Origin of the sequence: Roseomonas fluvialis (assembly GCF_022846615.1) — a bacterium.
GTDB classification, from domain to species: Bacteria; Pseudomonadota; Alphaproteobacteria; order Acetobacterales; family Acetobacteraceae; genus Neoroseomonas; species Neoroseomonas fluvialis.
The window spans coordinates 4,045,449-4,061,302 of the sequence record NZ_AP025637.1; the positions used below are offsets into that span (position 1 = coordinate 4,045,449).

Consider the following 15,854-nt stretch of genomic DNA (forward strand, 5'->3'; position numbering starts at 1 on the left):
CTGGGGAACAATCTGGCACGTCGGCGCTCTCGGCCCTTCACGGCGGGCCGCGCGCTCCGATATCCTGCCATGCGGCGCGGGCCGTTGCCGGTCCGCCCAAGGGAAACCACTTCTTCGGCCATGAGCGATCAGGACAAGCGCCCGGGCGGCGGGCAGGGCGGCGACGGACCCCAGACCGGGGTCGTCGTCAAGACGCGTCCGCGCACCAAGAAGCCCGCCATGTACAAGGTGCTGATGCTGAACGACGACTACACGCCGATGGAGTTCGTCGTGCATGTCCTCGAACGCTTCTTCCAGAAGAACCGGGAGGAGGCGACGCGCATCATGCTGCACGTGCATCGGCGCGGCGTGGGCGTTTGCGGCGTCTTCACCTACGAGGTCGCCGAGACGAAAGTGACACAGGTGATGGACCTGGCGCGCCAGAACCAGCACCCTCTGCAGTGCACGATCGAGAAGGAATAGGGGCAGGGGTCGCAGAACCTCGGGGGGAAGCCTACATCACCTACACCGGATACCTGGTGCCGCGCCGACCCAATGAGGCTGACGCGCCACCGACAGGGGAGCGTCACTGACATGCTGTCCCGCAACCTCGAGCAGACGCTCCACCGGGCCCTGGCACTGGCCAGCGAACGGCGCCACGAATACGCGACACTCGAACACCTGCTGCTGGCCCTGGGCGACGACCAGGATGCCGCGACGGTCCTGCGCGCCTGCGGGGTCGACCTCGAGCGCCTGAAGCGCGACCTGTCGGAGTTCCTCGACAAGGACCTGGCCGGCCTGGTGACCGAGCGCGGCGGCGATCCCAAGCCCACCGCCGGCTTCCAGCGCGTGGTGCAGCGCGCCGCGATCCATGTGCAGTCCTCCGGCCGCGACGAGGTGACCGGCGCCAACGTGCTGGTCGCGCTGTTCAGCGAACGCGAATCGCATGCCGTGTATTTCCTGCAGCTGCAGGACATGACGCGGCTCGATGCGGTGAACTTCATCTCGCACGGCATCGCCAAGGCGCCGGGCCGTTCGCAGCCGCGCCCGGTGCAGGGTTCGCCGCAGGCCTCGGCCAACAACGGCGAGGAGAACTCCGAGAAGGAGGAGAAGCCGCGCGGCGGCCGCGGCCAGGACGCGCTATCGAACTACTGCGTCAATCTCAACAAGAAGGCGCAGGCGGGCAAGATCGACCCGCTGATCGGGCGCGACTCCGAGATCGAGCGTACCATCCAGATCCTATGCCGGCGCACCAAGAACAACCCGCTCTATGTGGGTGATCCGGGCGTGGGCAAGACCGCGATCGCCGAGGGCCTGGCCAAGCGCATCGTCGAGGGCGACGTGCCCGAGGTGCTGCTGAAGTCGACCATCTACGCGCTCGACATGGGCTCTCTGCTGGCTGGCACGCGCTACCGCGGCGATTTCGAGGAACGGCTGAAGGCCGTAGTGACGGAGTTGGAAGCCCAGCCGGGCTCCATCCTGTTCATCGACGAGATCCACACGGTGATCGGCGCGGGTGCGACCTCCGGCGGGGCGATGGATGCGTCGAACCTGCTGAAGCCGGCGCTCGCGCAGGGCACGCTGCGTTGCGTGGGCTCCACCACCTACAAGGAATACCGCAACTACTTCGAGAAGGACCGCGCGCTGGTCCGCCGCTTCCAGAAGATCGACGTCAACGAGCCGACGCTCGAGGACGCGGTGAAGATCCTGCAGGGCCTCAAGACCAACTACGAGAAGCACCACAAGGTCCGCTACACGCCCGAGGCCATCCGCGCCGCGGTGGAACTCAGCGCCAAGTACATCCACGACCGCAAGCTGCCCGACAAGGCGATCGACGTGATCGACGAGGTGGGTGCGTCGCGCATGCTGCTGCCCGAGGGCAAGCGGCGCAAGACGGTCACGCTCAAGGATGTCGAGGACATCGTGGCGAAGATCGCGCGCATCCCGCCGAAGTCGGTCTCGACCGACGACCGTGAGCAGCTACGCACGCTTGAGCGTGACCTCAAGGCGATGGTGTTCGGCCAGGACAAGGCGATCGAGGCGCTCTCCGCCGCGATCAAGCTGTCGCGTGCGGGCCTGCGCGACCAGGAGAAGCCGATCGGCAACTACCTGTTCTCCGGCCCGACCGGCGTCGGCAAGACCGAGGTCGCGAAGCAGCTGGCGAAGACGCTCGGCATCGAACTCATCCGCTTCGACATGTCGGAGTACATGGAGCGCCACAGCGTCAGCCGCCTGATCGGCGCACCGCCCGGCTATGTCGGCTTCGACCAGGGCGGGCTGCTGACCGATGCGATCGACCAGCACCCGCACGCCGTGCTGCTGCTCGATGAGATCGAGAAGGCGCACCAGGACCTGTACAACATCCTGCTGCAGGTGATGGACCACGGGAAGCTGACCGACCACAACGGCAAGACCGTGGATTTCCGCAACGTCGTCCTCATCATGACGACCAATGCGGGCGCGTCCGACATGGCGAAGGCGACCATCGGCTTCGAACGCCCGACACGCGTGGGCGAGGACGAGGAAGCGATCAAGCGACTGTTCACGCCCGAATTCCGCAACCGTTTGGATGCGATCGTGCCCTTCGCCGCGCTCACGCCCGAGATCGTGGGCCGCGTGGTGGAGAAGTTCGTGATGCAGCTGGAAGCCCAGCTCGCGGATCGCAACGTGACGATCGAACTGAGCAGCGCGGCCAAGGAATGGTTGGCCGAACGTGGCTACGACCCGCTCTATGGCGCGCGCCCGCTCGCGCGCGTCATCCAGGAATTCATCAAGAAGCCGCTCGCCGAGGAACTGCTGTTCGGCAAGCTGGCCAAGGGCGGTTCGGTGAAGGTGGGGCTGAAGGACGGCGCGCTGTCCTTCGACATCATGGAGGCCACGCCACCGGCGCTGCCCAAGCCCGAGGAAGGCGAGGGCGAACCCGACCGCGAGCCGGAGACGGCCGAGTAGCGCTGCACGCCGCCAGGCGCGATGATGAACGGGCGCGGAGGGCAACCCTCCGCGCCCGTTTTCCGTTCAGGGGATGAAGCGATGAGCGCGATCAAGGACTGGAACGCCTACTCCGCGGCGCTGCGCGACCGCGGCAAGGAGCTGGGGCAGTTGCACCCGGAGATCGTGAAGGGCTTCGTCGCGCTGTCGAACGGCGCGGCCAAGACGCAGCACCTCGATGCCAAGACGCGGGAGTTCATCGCGCTGGGGGTGGCGATCACCACGAAGTGCGACGGCTGCCTGGACGCGCATGTGCGCAAGGCGATGGCGGCGGGGGCGACAAAGGCGGAAATCGCGGAGGCGCTGGGGGTGGCGATCGCGCTGAATGCGGGGGCGGCGTTTACCTATGCGCTGCATGCGTTGGATCGGGCGAACGAAACCTAACCCAACGCCGCCCGCGCGCCCTCCAGCGCCACCTTCTGCGCCTTCGTCACCTTCGGATAGTGCAGGCCCAGCCCTTCCAGCGCCTGCACGATCGCCGCCACCACCGCCAGGCGCGTGAACCACTTCGTATCCGCCGGCACCACAAACCACGGCGCGTGCTCCGCCGCGGTGCCGCGGATGGCGGCTTGGTACGCGTCCATGTAGGCGTCCCAATGCGCGCGCTCGGCGACGTCATTCGCCGAGAACTTCCAGTTCTTCTCCGGCTCCTCGATTCGCGACAGGAAGCGCTTCTTTTGCTCCGCCTGGCTGACGTTCAGGAAGAACTTCAGCACCACCGTACCCTGCCGCGCGAGGTAGCGTTCGTAGGCGGCAATGTCCTCCAGCCGTTCGTCGAACACCGCTTTGCCCACCAGGCGCGGCGGCAGCTTCTGGCCCGCCAGGAACTCCGGATGCACCCGCACCGCGAGCACTTCCTCGTACCAGGACCGGTTGTGGATGCCGATGCGCCCGCGTTCGGGCAGCGCGGTCGAATGCCGCCACAGGAAATCGTGGTCGAGTTCGGTCGAAGTCGGCGCCTTGAAGGAATGCACCTGGCAGCCCTGCGGGTTCACGCCGGAGAACACATGCTTGATCGCACCGTCCTTCCCCGCCGCGTCCATCGCCTGGAAGATGCACAGCACCGACCAGCGATCCTGCGCGTAGAGCATGTCCTGCAACTGCGCGAGCCGATCCACCCCCTGCTTCAGCAACGCCGCGGCGTGGTCCTTCTCGATGTCGAGGCCACAGGTGTCGCCCGCGTCGTGGTCCTTCAGGCGGAAGCCCTTGGCGCGCGTGACGCGCAGCCGGTCCAGGATGGCCTCGGTGCGCTTGGTGATCATGTGGCCCTCCCCTTCGGTGCAACCACGATCCACGCCGCCGCCAGCGCCTGCAACAGGAACGTCACGCTCAGCGCCACCGCGTAGCCGGCCGGGTCCCACCCGCCATTCGCCGTCCGCGGCCACAGGTCCAGGATCGCGCCGATTCCGGTCTGCAGGATGAACACCAGCACCAGCATCGAGAAGTTGATGGCGGTCGCCACACGCCCCTGCAACTCCGGCGGGAAGCCCTGCCCCATCGCCGCATAGCCCGCCACGCCGACCGACCCGCAGAAGGAAAACCCGAACCAGATCGCCGCTGTGACCCAATAGCCGCCCGGTGCCGCCACCAGCAGCGCCTGCGCCACCAGCACACCGCCGATGCCCAGATACGGGACGAACATCGGCGTGAAGCCGCGCGCCTGCGCAAACGATGCTGCCTGGCCGGTCACCAGCGACCCCGTCACCAGCCCCATCGCATAGATCAGCAGCGCGATCGCGCGCGGCCCGTCATCGAGGCCACCCACGTCCCGCAGCCATGGCCCCGCCCAGAGGCCCTGGAAGGTAAAGTTCAACGCCGAAAGCACCATGATCGCCGGCAGGAAGCGCAGGAAGGGGCGGTCGCGGAAGATGCGCCCGAACTCGCCGATCTCCCGCACCATGCTGCGCCGCTGGGGCGCCGCGGCCGGACGGTCGGGCACCCGCGTCCAGATCCAGGCCGCCGCGCAGACCGCGAGCCCCGCCAGCAGCACGAAGATCCCGCGCCAACCCAGGTACGGCAGCGCCGACTGCACCGGCACCGTGGCCGTCATGCCGCCCATGCCCGCCAGGAATAGCCCCGCGCCGGTGACGGCCGCGACGCGCTCCTTCGGATACCATTGCGAATTCGCCTTGAGCATCGCCATCAGCCCGGCTGCAAGCCCCAGGCCGCACAGGATCCGCCCGAGCGCCAGCACCATCACGTCGGGTGCGACCGCGCACAGCACGAACCCCGCGGCCGAGACCAAAGCGAGCGTCGCCTGCACCTTGCGCGGTCCATGCAGGTCGAGCGCGATGCCGATCGGCAGTTGCGCCACCGCATAGGCCGCGAAGAAGCACGCCGCCAGCAGCCCGAGCCCCGAGGCCGACAAGCCGAACTCGATCGCGAGCAGCGGCCCGATCGTCGCCACCATCCCGCGATTGCACTGGTTGAGGAAATTGATCGCCGCGAGTGGCAGCGTGATGCGCGCGAAGCCTGGCGAGGCGGACATCAGCGCGGGTCGAGCCGCACGCTGATCGGGCAGTGGTCGCTGATCCGGTCGCGCAGCGCCGGGTCGCGCTCGACATAAACGAGCACGCGGAAACTGTCGCGCACCAGCCAGTCGCGCGCGGCGCCACCCAGCAGGATGTGGTCGACGAAGCCGCGCGCCTGGCGGTCGCGCGCCCAGCAGGGGTTGGCGAAGCCCTCGGTCGGGCGGATCAGCGGCGCGGCCTCGGCCAGCGTGGCCAGGAATTCGTCGTTGCGCTCGATGCGCCGGTTGAAGTCGCCCAGGACGGCGAAGGCGACACCCTCGCGCCGGCGCTCGGCGATCCAGTCGCGGATGATCTCAGCCTGGCGGCCGAGGTTCTGGCAGTCGCGGCTGTCTGGCTGGCGGATCGACCCTTGCGCGCAGCCGCCATCCAGATGCACCGACAGCAGCCGCAGCGGCGGCCCATCCCCGCTGCGCACCGTGATGTCCGCCCCGCGCCGCAGCGACCGCCGCGCATTCGGCACCAGGTCGAGTGCGGCGACATCCGGGTTGCGCGTGACGTTCAGACCGCGCCGCCAGGCGAAGCCGGCGCGCTGCGTGTCGGTCTCGCTGGGGAAATGGAACTCGAAGCGCGTCGCATCAAAGACACGCGCAGCCGCGAGCGGCCCGTCGATTTCCTGCAACGCGACCACATCCGCCGCGAGCCGGTCGGCATAGACGCGCAGACGCGCCCAATCCTCGGCCGTGCGCGTGGGCAGGGAGGATGGCAGGTCCGGATGCCCGGCCGGCTTGGTGGTCAGCCAGGCGATGTTCCAGGCGGCGAGCTTGATCTCCTGCGCCGCCACGGGCAGCGCGAGAAGGGCGAAGACGGCGATCAGCAGCGGGCGCATGGCGGCCTTCATAGCAGTGTCGAGGGTTCGGCGCGCGCGGGCAGCGCGGCCGCGGTATCGAGACGGCGGGCGCCGCAGGCGATCAGGAAGTCGGCGATGGCATCGTAGGTCGCGGCGTCGCGCGTGGGATCGTGGAAGGCATCGTCGCGCGGCGATCCGCGCGGCACCCAGATGACTGCCTCGTTGCGCGCGCGGGTGAGCAGCACACGGTAGGTGTTCAGCACGTAATGCGCCTCCGCGCGCTCCGCGAGCCAGCGCGTGCCCGCGAAGCGCCGCGCCCGCCACTGCCCGTCGCCGCGCACCAGGTCACCGCCCCAGGCCAGGCCCGTGACGTCCAGTTCCAGGCCCTGGCAGGCATATTCCGTGGCCGCCGCCTCCAGGGCGTCCGACGCACGCACGTCCCGCGCCGCGGTGCCAGTCGGATGCAGGAAGTCGTTGAGGAACCAATCGGCCACATCCTCGGCCGGCACCTCGGCCGCCAGCCCTTCGCCGCGCAAGCGCTTTGCGCCCGACGACCGCAACAGCCCCACGCGCCGCCGCCCGCGTGCGAAGCCGCGCAGCGCCGCGCGCACCGCGTCGATGTCGCGCGAGACGAACACCGGGAACGCCGCCGCGCCCCGCGCGATTACCGCCGCCCCCGCCGCATCATTCGCCAGCACCGCTTCAACCCAGCCCGCGACCGAGGCATCGCGGACCGCTCGCAGCGGCACCGTGAGGTCGAGCGCGTGGTCGATGACGAGCCACGGCGGCTGCGTGGGCGCGAGCCGCTGCAGAGGGTCCGCCGCCGCCAGGACACGCGGCGCCGCAATTGCTCCCCAGCGGGGATCGGCGGCAATCACGCGTCCCCATTCGCTGAGCCCGGCTTCGCCGGTGTTGATCTCCTGGCCGTTGCCAATCAGCGCCACCACCACCGCCCATCCGTCATGCCGGCCCATGATGTCGAGCGCATGGGCGGGTTCACTCATGGTCAGCGTGCCGGGGCGGTTCTGCGTGCCGCGGCGCGCCTTCGCCTCGTCCCAGGCGCGCTGCGCCTCGTCGAAGACGATGATGCGTTCGGGCGGCGCGCCGGCGCCCGGTGCCGCGCCGTCCTCCAGGAAGCGGTGCACGTTCTGGATCGCGGCCTTCACCTCGCGCAGCGCCTGCGCCTTGGCACCGCCGCGGCGCGCCACCGCGTCGCGCGCCAACGCCTCCCGCAGGACCGCCACCAGCGGGGCATTGCCGGTGAGGAAGGCCGCGCCATCCTGCCGCGCGGCACCGAACACGGCGTTCAACCCGCACAGCGTCTTGCCCGCACCGGGAATGCCGGTGACGAAGACCACGCGCTTCACATGGTCGCGCCGCGCCTCGGCCACCGCCCGGGCAATCGCCGTGGATGTCTCGCGCAGGTTCGCCGCATCGGCACGCGCGGCGGCGATCTCGGCCACGCCGTGCCGTGCGAACAGCATCGTCGCCGCTTCCACGATGCCCGGCACCGGGCGATAGGGCGCATTCAGCCACGCGGGGCCGTCCAGCGCCGCCACCGGTGCAGTCGACTGCACCCAGCGCATCAACGCCGCCAGCCCGTCCGGCCCGCAGACCATCGGTGGCAGCACGCCGTGCCAGATCAGCGGCGCCTGGCGCGGCGGTGCGAAGCCCGGCACGCCGCCGCTCACCAGCACCGGGACGACCGGGTGCGCGCGGCTGCCGGCGTGGAAATCCCGCAGGTCGAGCGCGTAGTCCTCCGCCTCGGCCAGCGCGGCGGCCGAGGCATCCGCCTGCTTGAATTCCAGCACAAGGATCGCGCGGTCGGTCAGCACCACCGCATCGGCGCGCTTCTCGAGCCGCATCAGGTCGTATTCCAGCGCCACCGTCCATGCGTCGCCACCGGCCGCACGCAGCGCAGCGCGCAGCGCCACGACCGCGTCATGCCACGCCGCCTGCTGCTCGGGCGTGCCAGGATACCCCCGCGTCGCCTGGGCGGCAGCGAGCAGGCCCGCGGTCACGGCCGGTTCCTCCGCCTGCAAGTCCGAACCTGTCCGCGCCAGCCACGCCCTCATGAACGGCCCCGCCGCGGCCAGGTCGCCACCGCCACGCTGCCCATCATCAGCACGAACCCCGCCGCATGCACCGACGTGAACGCCTCCCCCAGCAGGCTCACCGCCACCAGCGCCGCCGTGCCGGGCAGGAAGGCGGTGAACACCCCCGCCATCCCCGCAGGCACGCGCTTCAACCCGGCGTACCACAACAGCAGGCAGATCACGCTCGCGGTCAGGGAATGGAACACCAGCAGGGCCGCCAGCGACGCATCCGACAGAGCGGCCACCGCGCCGAAGCCGGGCGCCGCGAAGGGCAGCAGCACCAGCGCCGAAAAACCCTGCATCCACAGGCTCGCGGTCACCACCGGCACGCGCCCCGCGATGCGCCGTGCCAGCAGCACATACGCGGCTTCCCCCAGCACGCCGCCGAACACGAGCAGGTTGCCGAGCAGCGACCCGCCATCCCCGCCCGCCGCGCGCGCCACCGTGATCGCCGCCATGCCGCCCGCCGCCAGCGCCACCGCCGCCCATTGCCGGCCCGGCAGGCGTTCGCGCAGCAACACCGCGCCGCCGATCGCCACCACCGCTGGCAGCGTCGCCAGCACCAGGCCGCCCTCCAGCGCCGTGGTCAGCCGCAGCCCCGCGAGCAGCCCCGCATTGTAGATCGCGGTGCCGAACACCGCCTGCAACGCGAGGTTCCAAGCCACATCGCGGGGCACCCGCACCGGCCCATCCATCCAACGCGCCAGCGGCCACAGCACCGCCATGGCCAGCACGCAGCGCAGGAAGGCAATGAGTGCGATCGGCAATGCCTCGGCCAGCAGCTTCGCCACCGCCACGTTGGCGCCGACCAGCGCCATGGACAGCGCCAGCTGCAGATAGGCCAGGCGCAAGCGGGATCAGCCCCGGCGCGCGGCCACCTGCGCCATCAGCTCGCCCAGTTCGCGGTTGAAGCGCGCCGTGTCCTCCCAGAAGGGCGCATGGCCCACGCCTTCATGGATCGACAGCCGCGCGCCCGGCACGACCGAGGCCGTCCAGCGCGCCATCGCCGGCGTTATCAGCTGGTCCTTGTCGCCATTCGTCACCAGCGCGGGCACCTGCAGCGCGCGCCAGGCGGCCTCGTAGTTGGTCGGCCGCCCGCCCATCGCGATGCGCACATGCCGCGGCGTCAGCATGTTCATGGCGAGCATGTCCTGGAACTCGGCATCGGTCGGCTGACGTTCGAAGCAGGCGCGCAGGAAATCGATCGTGCCGCGGATACGCGTGGCCTGGTCCGCCGCCGTGCCGGCGCCCAGGAAGCGCACGCCAGGCCCGAAGAAGGCCGCCGGATCAGCGGCCGAGGTCGTCGCGTCCACGAAGTGGATGCCGCCCACCGCGGCATTCCCGTGCACGGTCAGGTAGTCCCCCATGACGCGCCCGCCATAGGACCAGCCAGCCAGGACCGGCCGCTGTAGGCCAAGCGTGGCGATCACGGCCGCGACGTCGTCCGCCCAGGGCTTGGCCGGCTTGTAGAAGGCATCGCCCTCGGGCTTCGAACTGTCGCCGTGGCCGCGCAGGTCGAAGGTCACCATGCGGTAGCGCTGTGCCAGTGCCGGGTCGCTCACCTGCCGCGCCCAGGACAAATGCGACTGCCAGGACCCGTGGATGAACAGGATCGCAGGGCCTTGCGGGTTGCCCCATTCCTGCACCGACAGCACCACGCCATCCGGGCTGGTGACGGTGTGCGGACGGTAGGGCAGCGTGGGTGCGGCGGTCTGCGCCTGTGCCAGCGCCACGCCCGGCAGGCGCGTGGCGAGTGCCAAGCCTGCCGCGCCAAGGAACGCTCCGCGTCGTGCGACCATGCCCGCTTCCTCCATCCCGTGGCGGAAGCCTAGAGCAATATCCGATCAGCCGGAAACGGCCGATCGGGTGCCCTGCTTCAGAAACCCTTGAGTCTGCAGCACGAAATCCGATCACACCGGGTCAGCGTGACTGGGCCGTGCCGTAGGGCACTGCCGTTCGGGATGGGATCACAGGCTGCCGCCCCAACACGGTGGCGCGACGGCGACCGTCGCGCCGGCGCAGGCGGGACGCTCGCTCACGGAAATGGCGGCTGGCAGGCCGCGTGTTTCGACGCAGCCCTCAGCGCCGCCCGCGCGCCTCCTTCGCAACCGGCTGCCGCGCGCGCCGCGTCGCGACCGGTGCGTCGGCGGGACGCACCTGCCTCGCCACGCCGTGCGGCAGGTCCGCCACGGCGATGCACCGCGCGACGAAGTCGGTGATGCGCCCATCCGGATCGAAGGCCGCGCCCTCCGCCGCCAGCAACGCGCGCTGCGGCGTGCCATCCGCCCCGGCCTTCGGCACACCCAGCGTCCCGCCCGCCGCCACCGCGCGATGCCACGGCAGCGTGGCGGCCTCGACCGGGTCGAGCATCGCCAGGATGTACGCCACGTGCCGCGGCGCGACATCGAGATGCGCGCCAACATCGGCGAAACTCACGACACGCCCCGCCGGCACGCTCGCGACGATGCGCAGCACATCGCCTTTGATGCGCGCGAAGAAGGGCGACTTCGCCACGCGCTACGCCTCGCCCTCCGCGCGGAAGGGCGACAGCGTGGCCAGCGCCTCCATCTCGCGCCGCATCGCCGGGCGTTCCCGGTCCAGGAACTCCGCCACCGCGCGCGACAGCCCTGGATGCGCGATCCAATGCGCGGAAAAGGTCGGCACCGGCAGGTAGCCGCGCTGGATCTTGTGCTCGCCCTGCGCGCCGGCCTCGACGCGCGGAATGCCGTGCGCGATCGCGAAGTCCATCGCCATGTAGTAACACAGCTCGAAGTGCAGGAACGGCACGTCCACGGTCGCGCCCCAGTTGCGGCCATAGATCGCGTCGCGGCCCACCAGGTTCAGCGCACCGGCCACCGGTTCGCCGTCGCGCTCGGCCACCATCAGCACCACCGCATCGCCCAGGCGTTCGCCCAGCAGCGGCCAGAAGCGCCTGGTCAGGTACGCGCTGCGGCCCCATTTCTTGTCGGTGGTGCTGCGATAGAAGCGGTGGAAGGCATCCCAGTGGCGCGGCGTGATCTCGGCGCCGCGCAGGCAGCGCAGGGTCAGCCCCGCCGCCTGCACGTCGCGCCGTTCGCGCCGCAGCGCCTTGCGCTTGCGCGACGCCAGCGCACCCAGGAAATCATCGAAGCAGCCATAGCCCTGGTTGGCCCAGTGGAACTGCGTGCCGATCCGCTGCAGCCAGCCGGCCTGGCCCAGCGCGGCCCATTCGCCCTCGGTGCAGAAGGTCACGTGTACAGACGACGCGCCCACCGCCTTGCACCCCTGCACCAGGCCCTGCGCCAGCGCGGCGTAGGGCACCCCGGCATCCGCGCGCAGCAGCAGCCGTGGCCCGGGGACCGGGCTGAACGGCGCGCAGACCTGCAGCTTCGGATAATAGTCGCCGCCCGCGCGTTCCAGCGCATCGGCCCAGCCATGGTCGAAGACGTATTCGCCCTGGCTGTGGGATTTCGCGTAGCAGGGTGCGCAGGCCACGAGGAGTCCGCTGTCGTCGCGAAGGGCTGCGTGCTGCGGCAGCCAGCCACGATCAGGCGTGGCGCTGCCGCTATCCTCCAGCGCGCTCAGGAAGGCATGGCTGACGAAGGGGTTGTCGCCGCCCGCGCAGGCATCCCAGTCGGCTGCGGGGATCTCCGCGATGGCCGGGTGGAGGCTCAGCGACAGTTCGGCGGATCCGTCGGGCATGGGGGCAATGTCGCGCCGTTGCGCCGAAGCGCAAGCGCCCGGCGACGCCTCACGCCAGTTCGAACATCCCCTCCACCTCGACCGCCGCATCCGCCGGCAGCGAGGGCACGCCGATCGTGCTGCGCGCATGCCGCCCGGCATCGCCGAACACCTCCACCGCCAGGTCCGACGCCCCGTTCATCACCGCCGCATGCTGCGTGAACGACGCCGGCGCGGCGATGAACCCGCCCAGGCGCAGCACCCGCGCCACGCGATCCAGGTCCCCACCCGCCGCGGCCTTCAGCTGCGCCAGCAGGTTGATGAAGCACAGCCGCGCCGCGTCCTTGCCCTGTTCGGGCGTGACCTCGGCGCCGACCTTGCCGGTGAAGGCCACGGCACCGTCGCGCATCGGGATCTGCCCCGAGATCACCACCAGCTTCCCGCTGACCGTGAAGGGCACGTAGTTGGCGATCGGCGCCGCCGGCGTCGGCAGCGTGATGCCGAGCGCGGTCAGGCGCGCCTCGATGCGTCCGGCCATGGGTCAGTCTCCTTCAGGCAGCGTGGCGATAGGACCGCCCGCGCCGCGGCGCCGGCTGCGCCGGCAGGTCGAGCGGCAGTTGCGGCGGCGCGGCGCTTGTCGGGACGGGCGTCTCCTCCTCGACCGGGTCGGGCAGGTCGCCGCGGCCGAGGTAGTCCAGCGCCAGGCGCCGAAACGCCCAGTCGAGCACCGAGGTCGCGCGGCCGATCGCGCCATCCCCTTCCACCACTCCGCCCGCGCCGGGGCTGTAGGCATAGGCCTCCACGAAGGCCGCGAGCGGCACCCCATGCGCGAGGCCGAGCGACACGGCCTGCGCCAGCGCCTCCAGCAGCGCGCGCGCAGACGCACCTTCGCGCGGCAGGCTGAAGGCGATCTCGCGCAGGCGGCCGCGGTCGTCCTCGGTCGCGCGCAGAGCCACCCGAAGCCCGCCCACGGCGACGCGCCAGGTGCGCGCGGGCGCGGCCGAGACCGGGCGCGGCGCGGCACGTCGCGGCGCCTGCGGCGGGGCCGCCACAGCCATCGGCGCCGGCGGGGCCGCATCCAGGAAGGGCATCACGGCGGCTTCCATCGCGGCCCGCGCGCCGGGTGCGGGCGGGGCCAGCAGGCTCGGCGCCTCCTCCCCCGCGCGTTCGGCGGCGCGGGTCGGACGCAGCGCGAAGCGGCCCTCGGCATCGCGCACCGGCACCAGGGGGCCGGCCGCAGGCGCAAGGCCCGCGCTCTCGGCCCCGAGCAGCGCCTCGACCGCATCGGCCGGGGTCAGCGCCACGCAGCCCTCGTGCCGCAGGCCGGGCGAGGCCGCGGCGGCATCCAACGCCGTGCGCGCGGCAGCGGCCAGGCCCGGCACGACGGTTTCGCCCGGCGGCTCCGGCCAGATCAGCGCGACCGGGTGCAGCGCGCCGTGGCGGGCCGCGAGACGGCCGGATTCAGCCTCAGCCGCGCCGCGCGTGAGGGCGGCGATGGCGGCGGCGACAGCCTGCGCCTCCGCGCCGCCATAGGGCAGCCGGAAGGCCGCCAGCAGCCCCGCCAGGTCGGCGAAGCCCAGGCGCAGGCGCGGCGCGCGCCCCTGTCCCAATATGTCCAGCACCCGCACGCCGACCGCCGCGGCCGCCGCATAGCCCGGCGTATCGAAGCCGCCATCGGCATCGAGGAAGGCGGGCAGGTTGAGCACGAAGCGCGCCTCCTCCCGCCGGTCGCGCCAGACCTCGGCGCCCGGGGCGCCGCGGCGGGCCAGCAACAGGGCGCGCAGCCGGCCGGCCAGCTCGTCGGCCTCCTCCGGGCTTTCCAGCAGGCCCAGGCGGCGCCCGCGCGTGGTGACGCGCCGGATCCAGCCCTCGGCCAGCGTCGGCAGCGTGACCGGGCCGGTGCCGGGCGCGAGGCCCGCGATCGCCGCCGCCGCGCCGCCCTCCCAGGCGGCCGGGAGTGCCACCGCGCGCGGCGGCGCATCGGGATCGGCGCCGATCCTCTCGCGCCGAAGTGCCACGCCATCCCACAGGGTGCCGAGAATGCCTGCCATGGCGCGAAGGCTAGCGGGACTCGGCAGGGCACGGAAGCCGCATCTTGTGGGTCGGGCGTCGCTTACCCCCAATATCCTGTGGATAGTCCCGCGGCCCCCTGGCCGGGCGCCGTGGCGCAGGCCGCACTTTGCGCCCGCCCGCGCGCTGTGGCATCACCACCCCTCCCGGGATGCCCCCAAGGACGTGGCCATGGCCTTCCTCGACGCCTTCTTCATCCGCCTGAGCAGCCGCCGCGTCGGGCAGGACCGTTTCGGCAACACCTATTGGGAGGCGAAGGGCAAGCGCGACGTGCAGGGCCGTCCGATCCGCCGCGTGCTCTATGCCGGCGTTCCGGAAGCCAGCGCCGTGCCGCCCGAATGGTGGGGCTGGATCCACCACACCACCGCCGCCCCGCTGCCCGAGGACGCGCCCCGCCGCGCCTGGCAGAAGGAGCACCGCCCCAACCTGACCGGCACGCCCGAGGCCTGGCACCCGCCCGGCCACGATGCCCGCGGCGGCCAGCGCCCGACCACCGCCGGCGACTACGAGGCCTGGACGCCGGGGCGCTGAGCCCCGACATCTGACCATCATGCAGAAGCGCAGCCTCGCCGAAATTCTGACCGGCGCCGTCATCCTGGTCGTCGCCGGATGGTTTCTGGTGCATGCCGTGACCGGCAGCGGGCGATCGCTGGCCGGCGGGCCGGGCATCACCCTCACCGCGCGCTTCGACCGGATCGATGGGCTCGGCGCCGGGGCCGATGTGCGCCTGGCGGGGGTGAAGATCGGCCAGGTGGTGAGCCAACGGATCGACCCGCAGACCTTCCTGGCCGTGCTGACGCTGCGCGTCGACGCCGGGCTGAACCTGCCCTCCGACAGTTCGGCCGAGATCCAGAGCGAGAGCCTGCTGGGCGGCAAATACATCGCGCTGGTCCCGGGCGGGTCCGACCGCTTCCTGCGCGACGGCGGGGAGATCACCATCACGGCCAGCGCGGTCAGCCTCGAAAGCCTGCTCGGGCGCTTCATCTTCTCGGTCACCGAGATGAACCAGCAGCGTGGCGGGGATGCGCCCGCGCCCCCGGCCACGCCGCAATGACCGCCCCGACCACCTGGCCCGGTGCCGACGGCACCCCGGTGTCGTGCCGCGAGAAGCTCAAGACCCTCGCGGAGAACCACGCCGAGGCGCGCCAGGTCCTGCAGGACGCCTTCGAGGACGCGGTACTGATGGGCGTGGACGAGGCCGCGATGCGCCGCATCCTGGCCGACCTCGTGGCCGGCCTGGTCAGCCCGAGGCGCGCGTGATGCGCCGCGCACTGGTCGCCCTGGTACTGGCGTCGCTGCCAGCGGCCGCGGTGCTCGCGCCGATTCCCGCGGCGGCGCAGGACTGGGTGCCGATGCGCGCCGCGCGGTTGCAGGCGCTCGACAAGGTAACGGCGCGCATCACCATCCTGGAAGCCCGGGTGAACGAGAGCGCCACCTTCGGCACGCTGTCGATCGCGCTGCGGTCGTGCAACGGCCGCGGGCCCGACGACGTGCCCGACGCCGCCGCCTGGATGGAGATCACCGACAGTCGCGCCGCCCCCGGCAGCCCGCCCGCCTTCCGCGGCTGGATGTTCGCGAACGCGCCAGGTGTGAGCATGCTGGAGCACCCGGTTTACGACATCCGCGTCCTGGAGTGCCGCTGAGTCTTCGGCGTGCCCTCAAACGCCGGGCGCGGCGTCCCGCGGCTTGGCTGCGCGCCATGCAGTGTCGGGCCCGGCGCAGCTGACGGTCTGGGCGCGGTCG

General features: G+C 71.4%; 17 protein-coding genes. 7 read left to right on the plus strand and 10 right to left on the minus strand.

All coding sequences use genetic code 11. The features are described 5' to 3' along the window. The first annotated feature begins 120 nt into the window (after positions 1-120). The 3 genes from clpS (at position 121) to MWM08_RS19440 (ending at position 3,351) form a co-directional block, all read left to right on the plus strand. Positions 121-462 (plus strand): ATP-dependent Clp protease adapter ClpS, encoded by a 342-nt coding sequence (gene clpS, locus MWM08_RS19430; protein ID WP_198371206.1) that lies wholly within the window; start codon positions 121-123, stop codon positions 460-462. A gap of 111 nt (positions 463-573) precedes the next feature. Next, positions 574-2,928 carry an ATP-dependent Clp protease ATP-binding subunit ClpA gene (clpA, locus tag MWM08_RS19435; RefSeq protein WP_244408168.1) on the plus strand — a complete coding sequence of 785 codons (2,355 nt, stop codon included), beginning with the start codon at positions 574-576 and terminating at the stop codon, positions 2,926-2,928. 90 nt (positions 2,929-3,018) lie between these two features. Next, the gene (locus MWM08_RS19440; protein WP_244459994.1) at positions 3,019-3,351 is read left to right on the plus strand and encodes a carboxymuconolactone decarboxylase family protein; all 333 of its coding nucleotides are present in this window, start codon (positions 3,019-3,021) and stop codon (positions 3,349-3,351) included. Here MWM08_RS19440 and MWM08_RS19445 read toward each other — a convergent pair. From MWM08_RS19445 to MWM08_RS19490, 10 genes are all read right to left on the minus strand, one after another. Further along, positions 3,348-4,229, minus strand: a complete 882-nt coding sequence (locus MWM08_RS19445; RefSeq protein WP_244408169.1) for a polyphosphate kinase 2 family protein — start codon at positions 4,227-4,229, stop codon at positions 3,348-3,350. The genes MWM08_RS19440 and MWM08_RS19445 overlap by 4 nt on opposite strands. Further along, entirely contained in the window at positions 4,226-5,455 is a 1,230-nt protein-coding gene (locus tag MWM08_RS19450; protein ID WP_244408170.1) for an MFS transporter, read from the minus strand. The genes MWM08_RS19445 and MWM08_RS19450 overlap by 4 nt, the downstream gene beginning before the upstream one ends. Then, positions 5,455-6,324 (minus strand): endonuclease/exonuclease/phosphatase family protein, encoded by an 870-nt coding sequence (locus MWM08_RS19455; protein ID WP_244408171.1) that lies wholly within the window; start codon positions 6,322-6,324, stop codon positions 5,455-5,457. The genes MWM08_RS19450 and MWM08_RS19455 overlap by 1 nt, the downstream gene beginning before the upstream one ends. 8 nt (positions 6,325-6,332) lie before the next feature. Then, positions 6,333-8,306 carry a DNA/RNA helicase domain-containing protein gene (locus MWM08_RS19460; protein WP_244408172.1) on the minus strand — a complete coding sequence of 658 codons (1,974 nt, stop codon included), beginning with the start codon at positions 8,304-8,306 and terminating at the stop codon, positions 6,333-6,335. A gap of 50 nt (positions 8,307-8,356) precedes the next feature. Beyond that, positions 8,357-9,232 carry a DMT family transporter gene (locus tag MWM08_RS19465; RefSeq protein ID WP_244408173.1) on the minus strand — a complete coding sequence of 292 codons (876 nt, stop codon included), beginning with the start codon at positions 9,230-9,232 and terminating at the stop codon, positions 8,357-8,359. Positions 9,233-9,238: 6 nt separating this feature from the next. After that, positions 9,239-10,180, minus strand: coding sequence for an alpha/beta fold hydrolase (locus MWM08_RS19470; protein ID WP_244408174.1), 942 nt, complete (start codon positions 10,178-10,180; stop codon positions 9,239-9,241). 280 nt (positions 10,181-10,460) lie between these two features. Next, on the minus strand, positions 10,461-10,895 hold the full coding sequence (locus MWM08_RS19475) for an MGMT family protein (protein WP_244408175.1): 435 nt from the start codon (positions 10,893-10,895) through the stop codon (positions 10,461-10,463). Between the two features lie 3 nt (positions 10,896-10,898). Beyond that, positions 10,899-12,062 (minus strand): GNAT family N-acetyltransferase, encoded by a 1,164-nt coding sequence (locus MWM08_RS19480; protein WP_244408176.1) that lies wholly within the window; start codon positions 12,060-12,062, stop codon positions 10,899-10,901. A gap of 49 nt (positions 12,063-12,111) precedes the next feature. Next, on the minus strand, positions 12,112-12,579 hold the full coding sequence (locus tag MWM08_RS19485) for a RidA family protein (RefSeq protein ID WP_244408177.1): 468 nt from the start codon (positions 12,577-12,579) through the stop codon (positions 12,112-12,114). Between the two features lie 13 nt (positions 12,580-12,592). Further along, the gene (locus MWM08_RS19490; protein WP_244408178.1) at positions 12,593-14,092 is read right to left on the minus strand and encodes a TSCPD domain-containing protein; all 1,500 of its coding nucleotides are present in this window, start codon (positions 14,090-14,092) and stop codon (positions 12,593-12,595) included. Between the two features lie 190 nt (positions 14,093-14,282). Between MWM08_RS19490 and MWM08_RS19495 the strand changes: the two genes are divergently transcribed. Genes MWM08_RS19495 through MWM08_RS19510 form a run of 4 tightly spaced genes read left to right on the plus strand, consistent with a single transcriptional unit; the run spans position 14,283 to position 15,754 of the window. Continuing rightward, entirely contained in the window at positions 14,283-14,642 is a 360-nt protein-coding gene (locus tag MWM08_RS19495) for an NADH-ubiquinone oxidoreductase subunit NDUFA12 family protein (RefSeq protein WP_244408179.1), read from the plus strand. A 19-nt stretch (positions 14,643-14,661) separates the two neighbouring features. Beyond that, the gene (gene mlaD / locus MWM08_RS19500; protein ID WP_244408180.1) at positions 14,662-15,165 is read left to right on the plus strand and encodes an outer membrane lipid asymmetry maintenance protein MlaD; all 504 of its coding nucleotides are present in this window, start codon (positions 14,662-14,664) and stop codon (positions 15,163-15,165) included. Next, positions 15,162-15,371 (plus strand): hypothetical protein, encoded by a 210-nt coding sequence (locus MWM08_RS19505; RefSeq protein WP_244408181.1) that lies wholly within the window; start codon positions 15,162-15,164, stop codon positions 15,369-15,371. The genes mlaD and MWM08_RS19505 overlap by 4 nt, the downstream gene beginning before the upstream one ends. Next, on the plus strand, positions 15,371-15,754 hold the full coding sequence (locus MWM08_RS19510) for a DUF2155 domain-containing protein (RefSeq protein WP_244408182.1): 384 nt from the start codon (positions 15,371-15,373) through the stop codon (positions 15,752-15,754). Before MWM08_RS19505 ends, MWM08_RS19510 begins: the two co-directional genes overlap by 1 nt. Positions 15,755-15,854 lie beyond the last annotated feature (100 nt).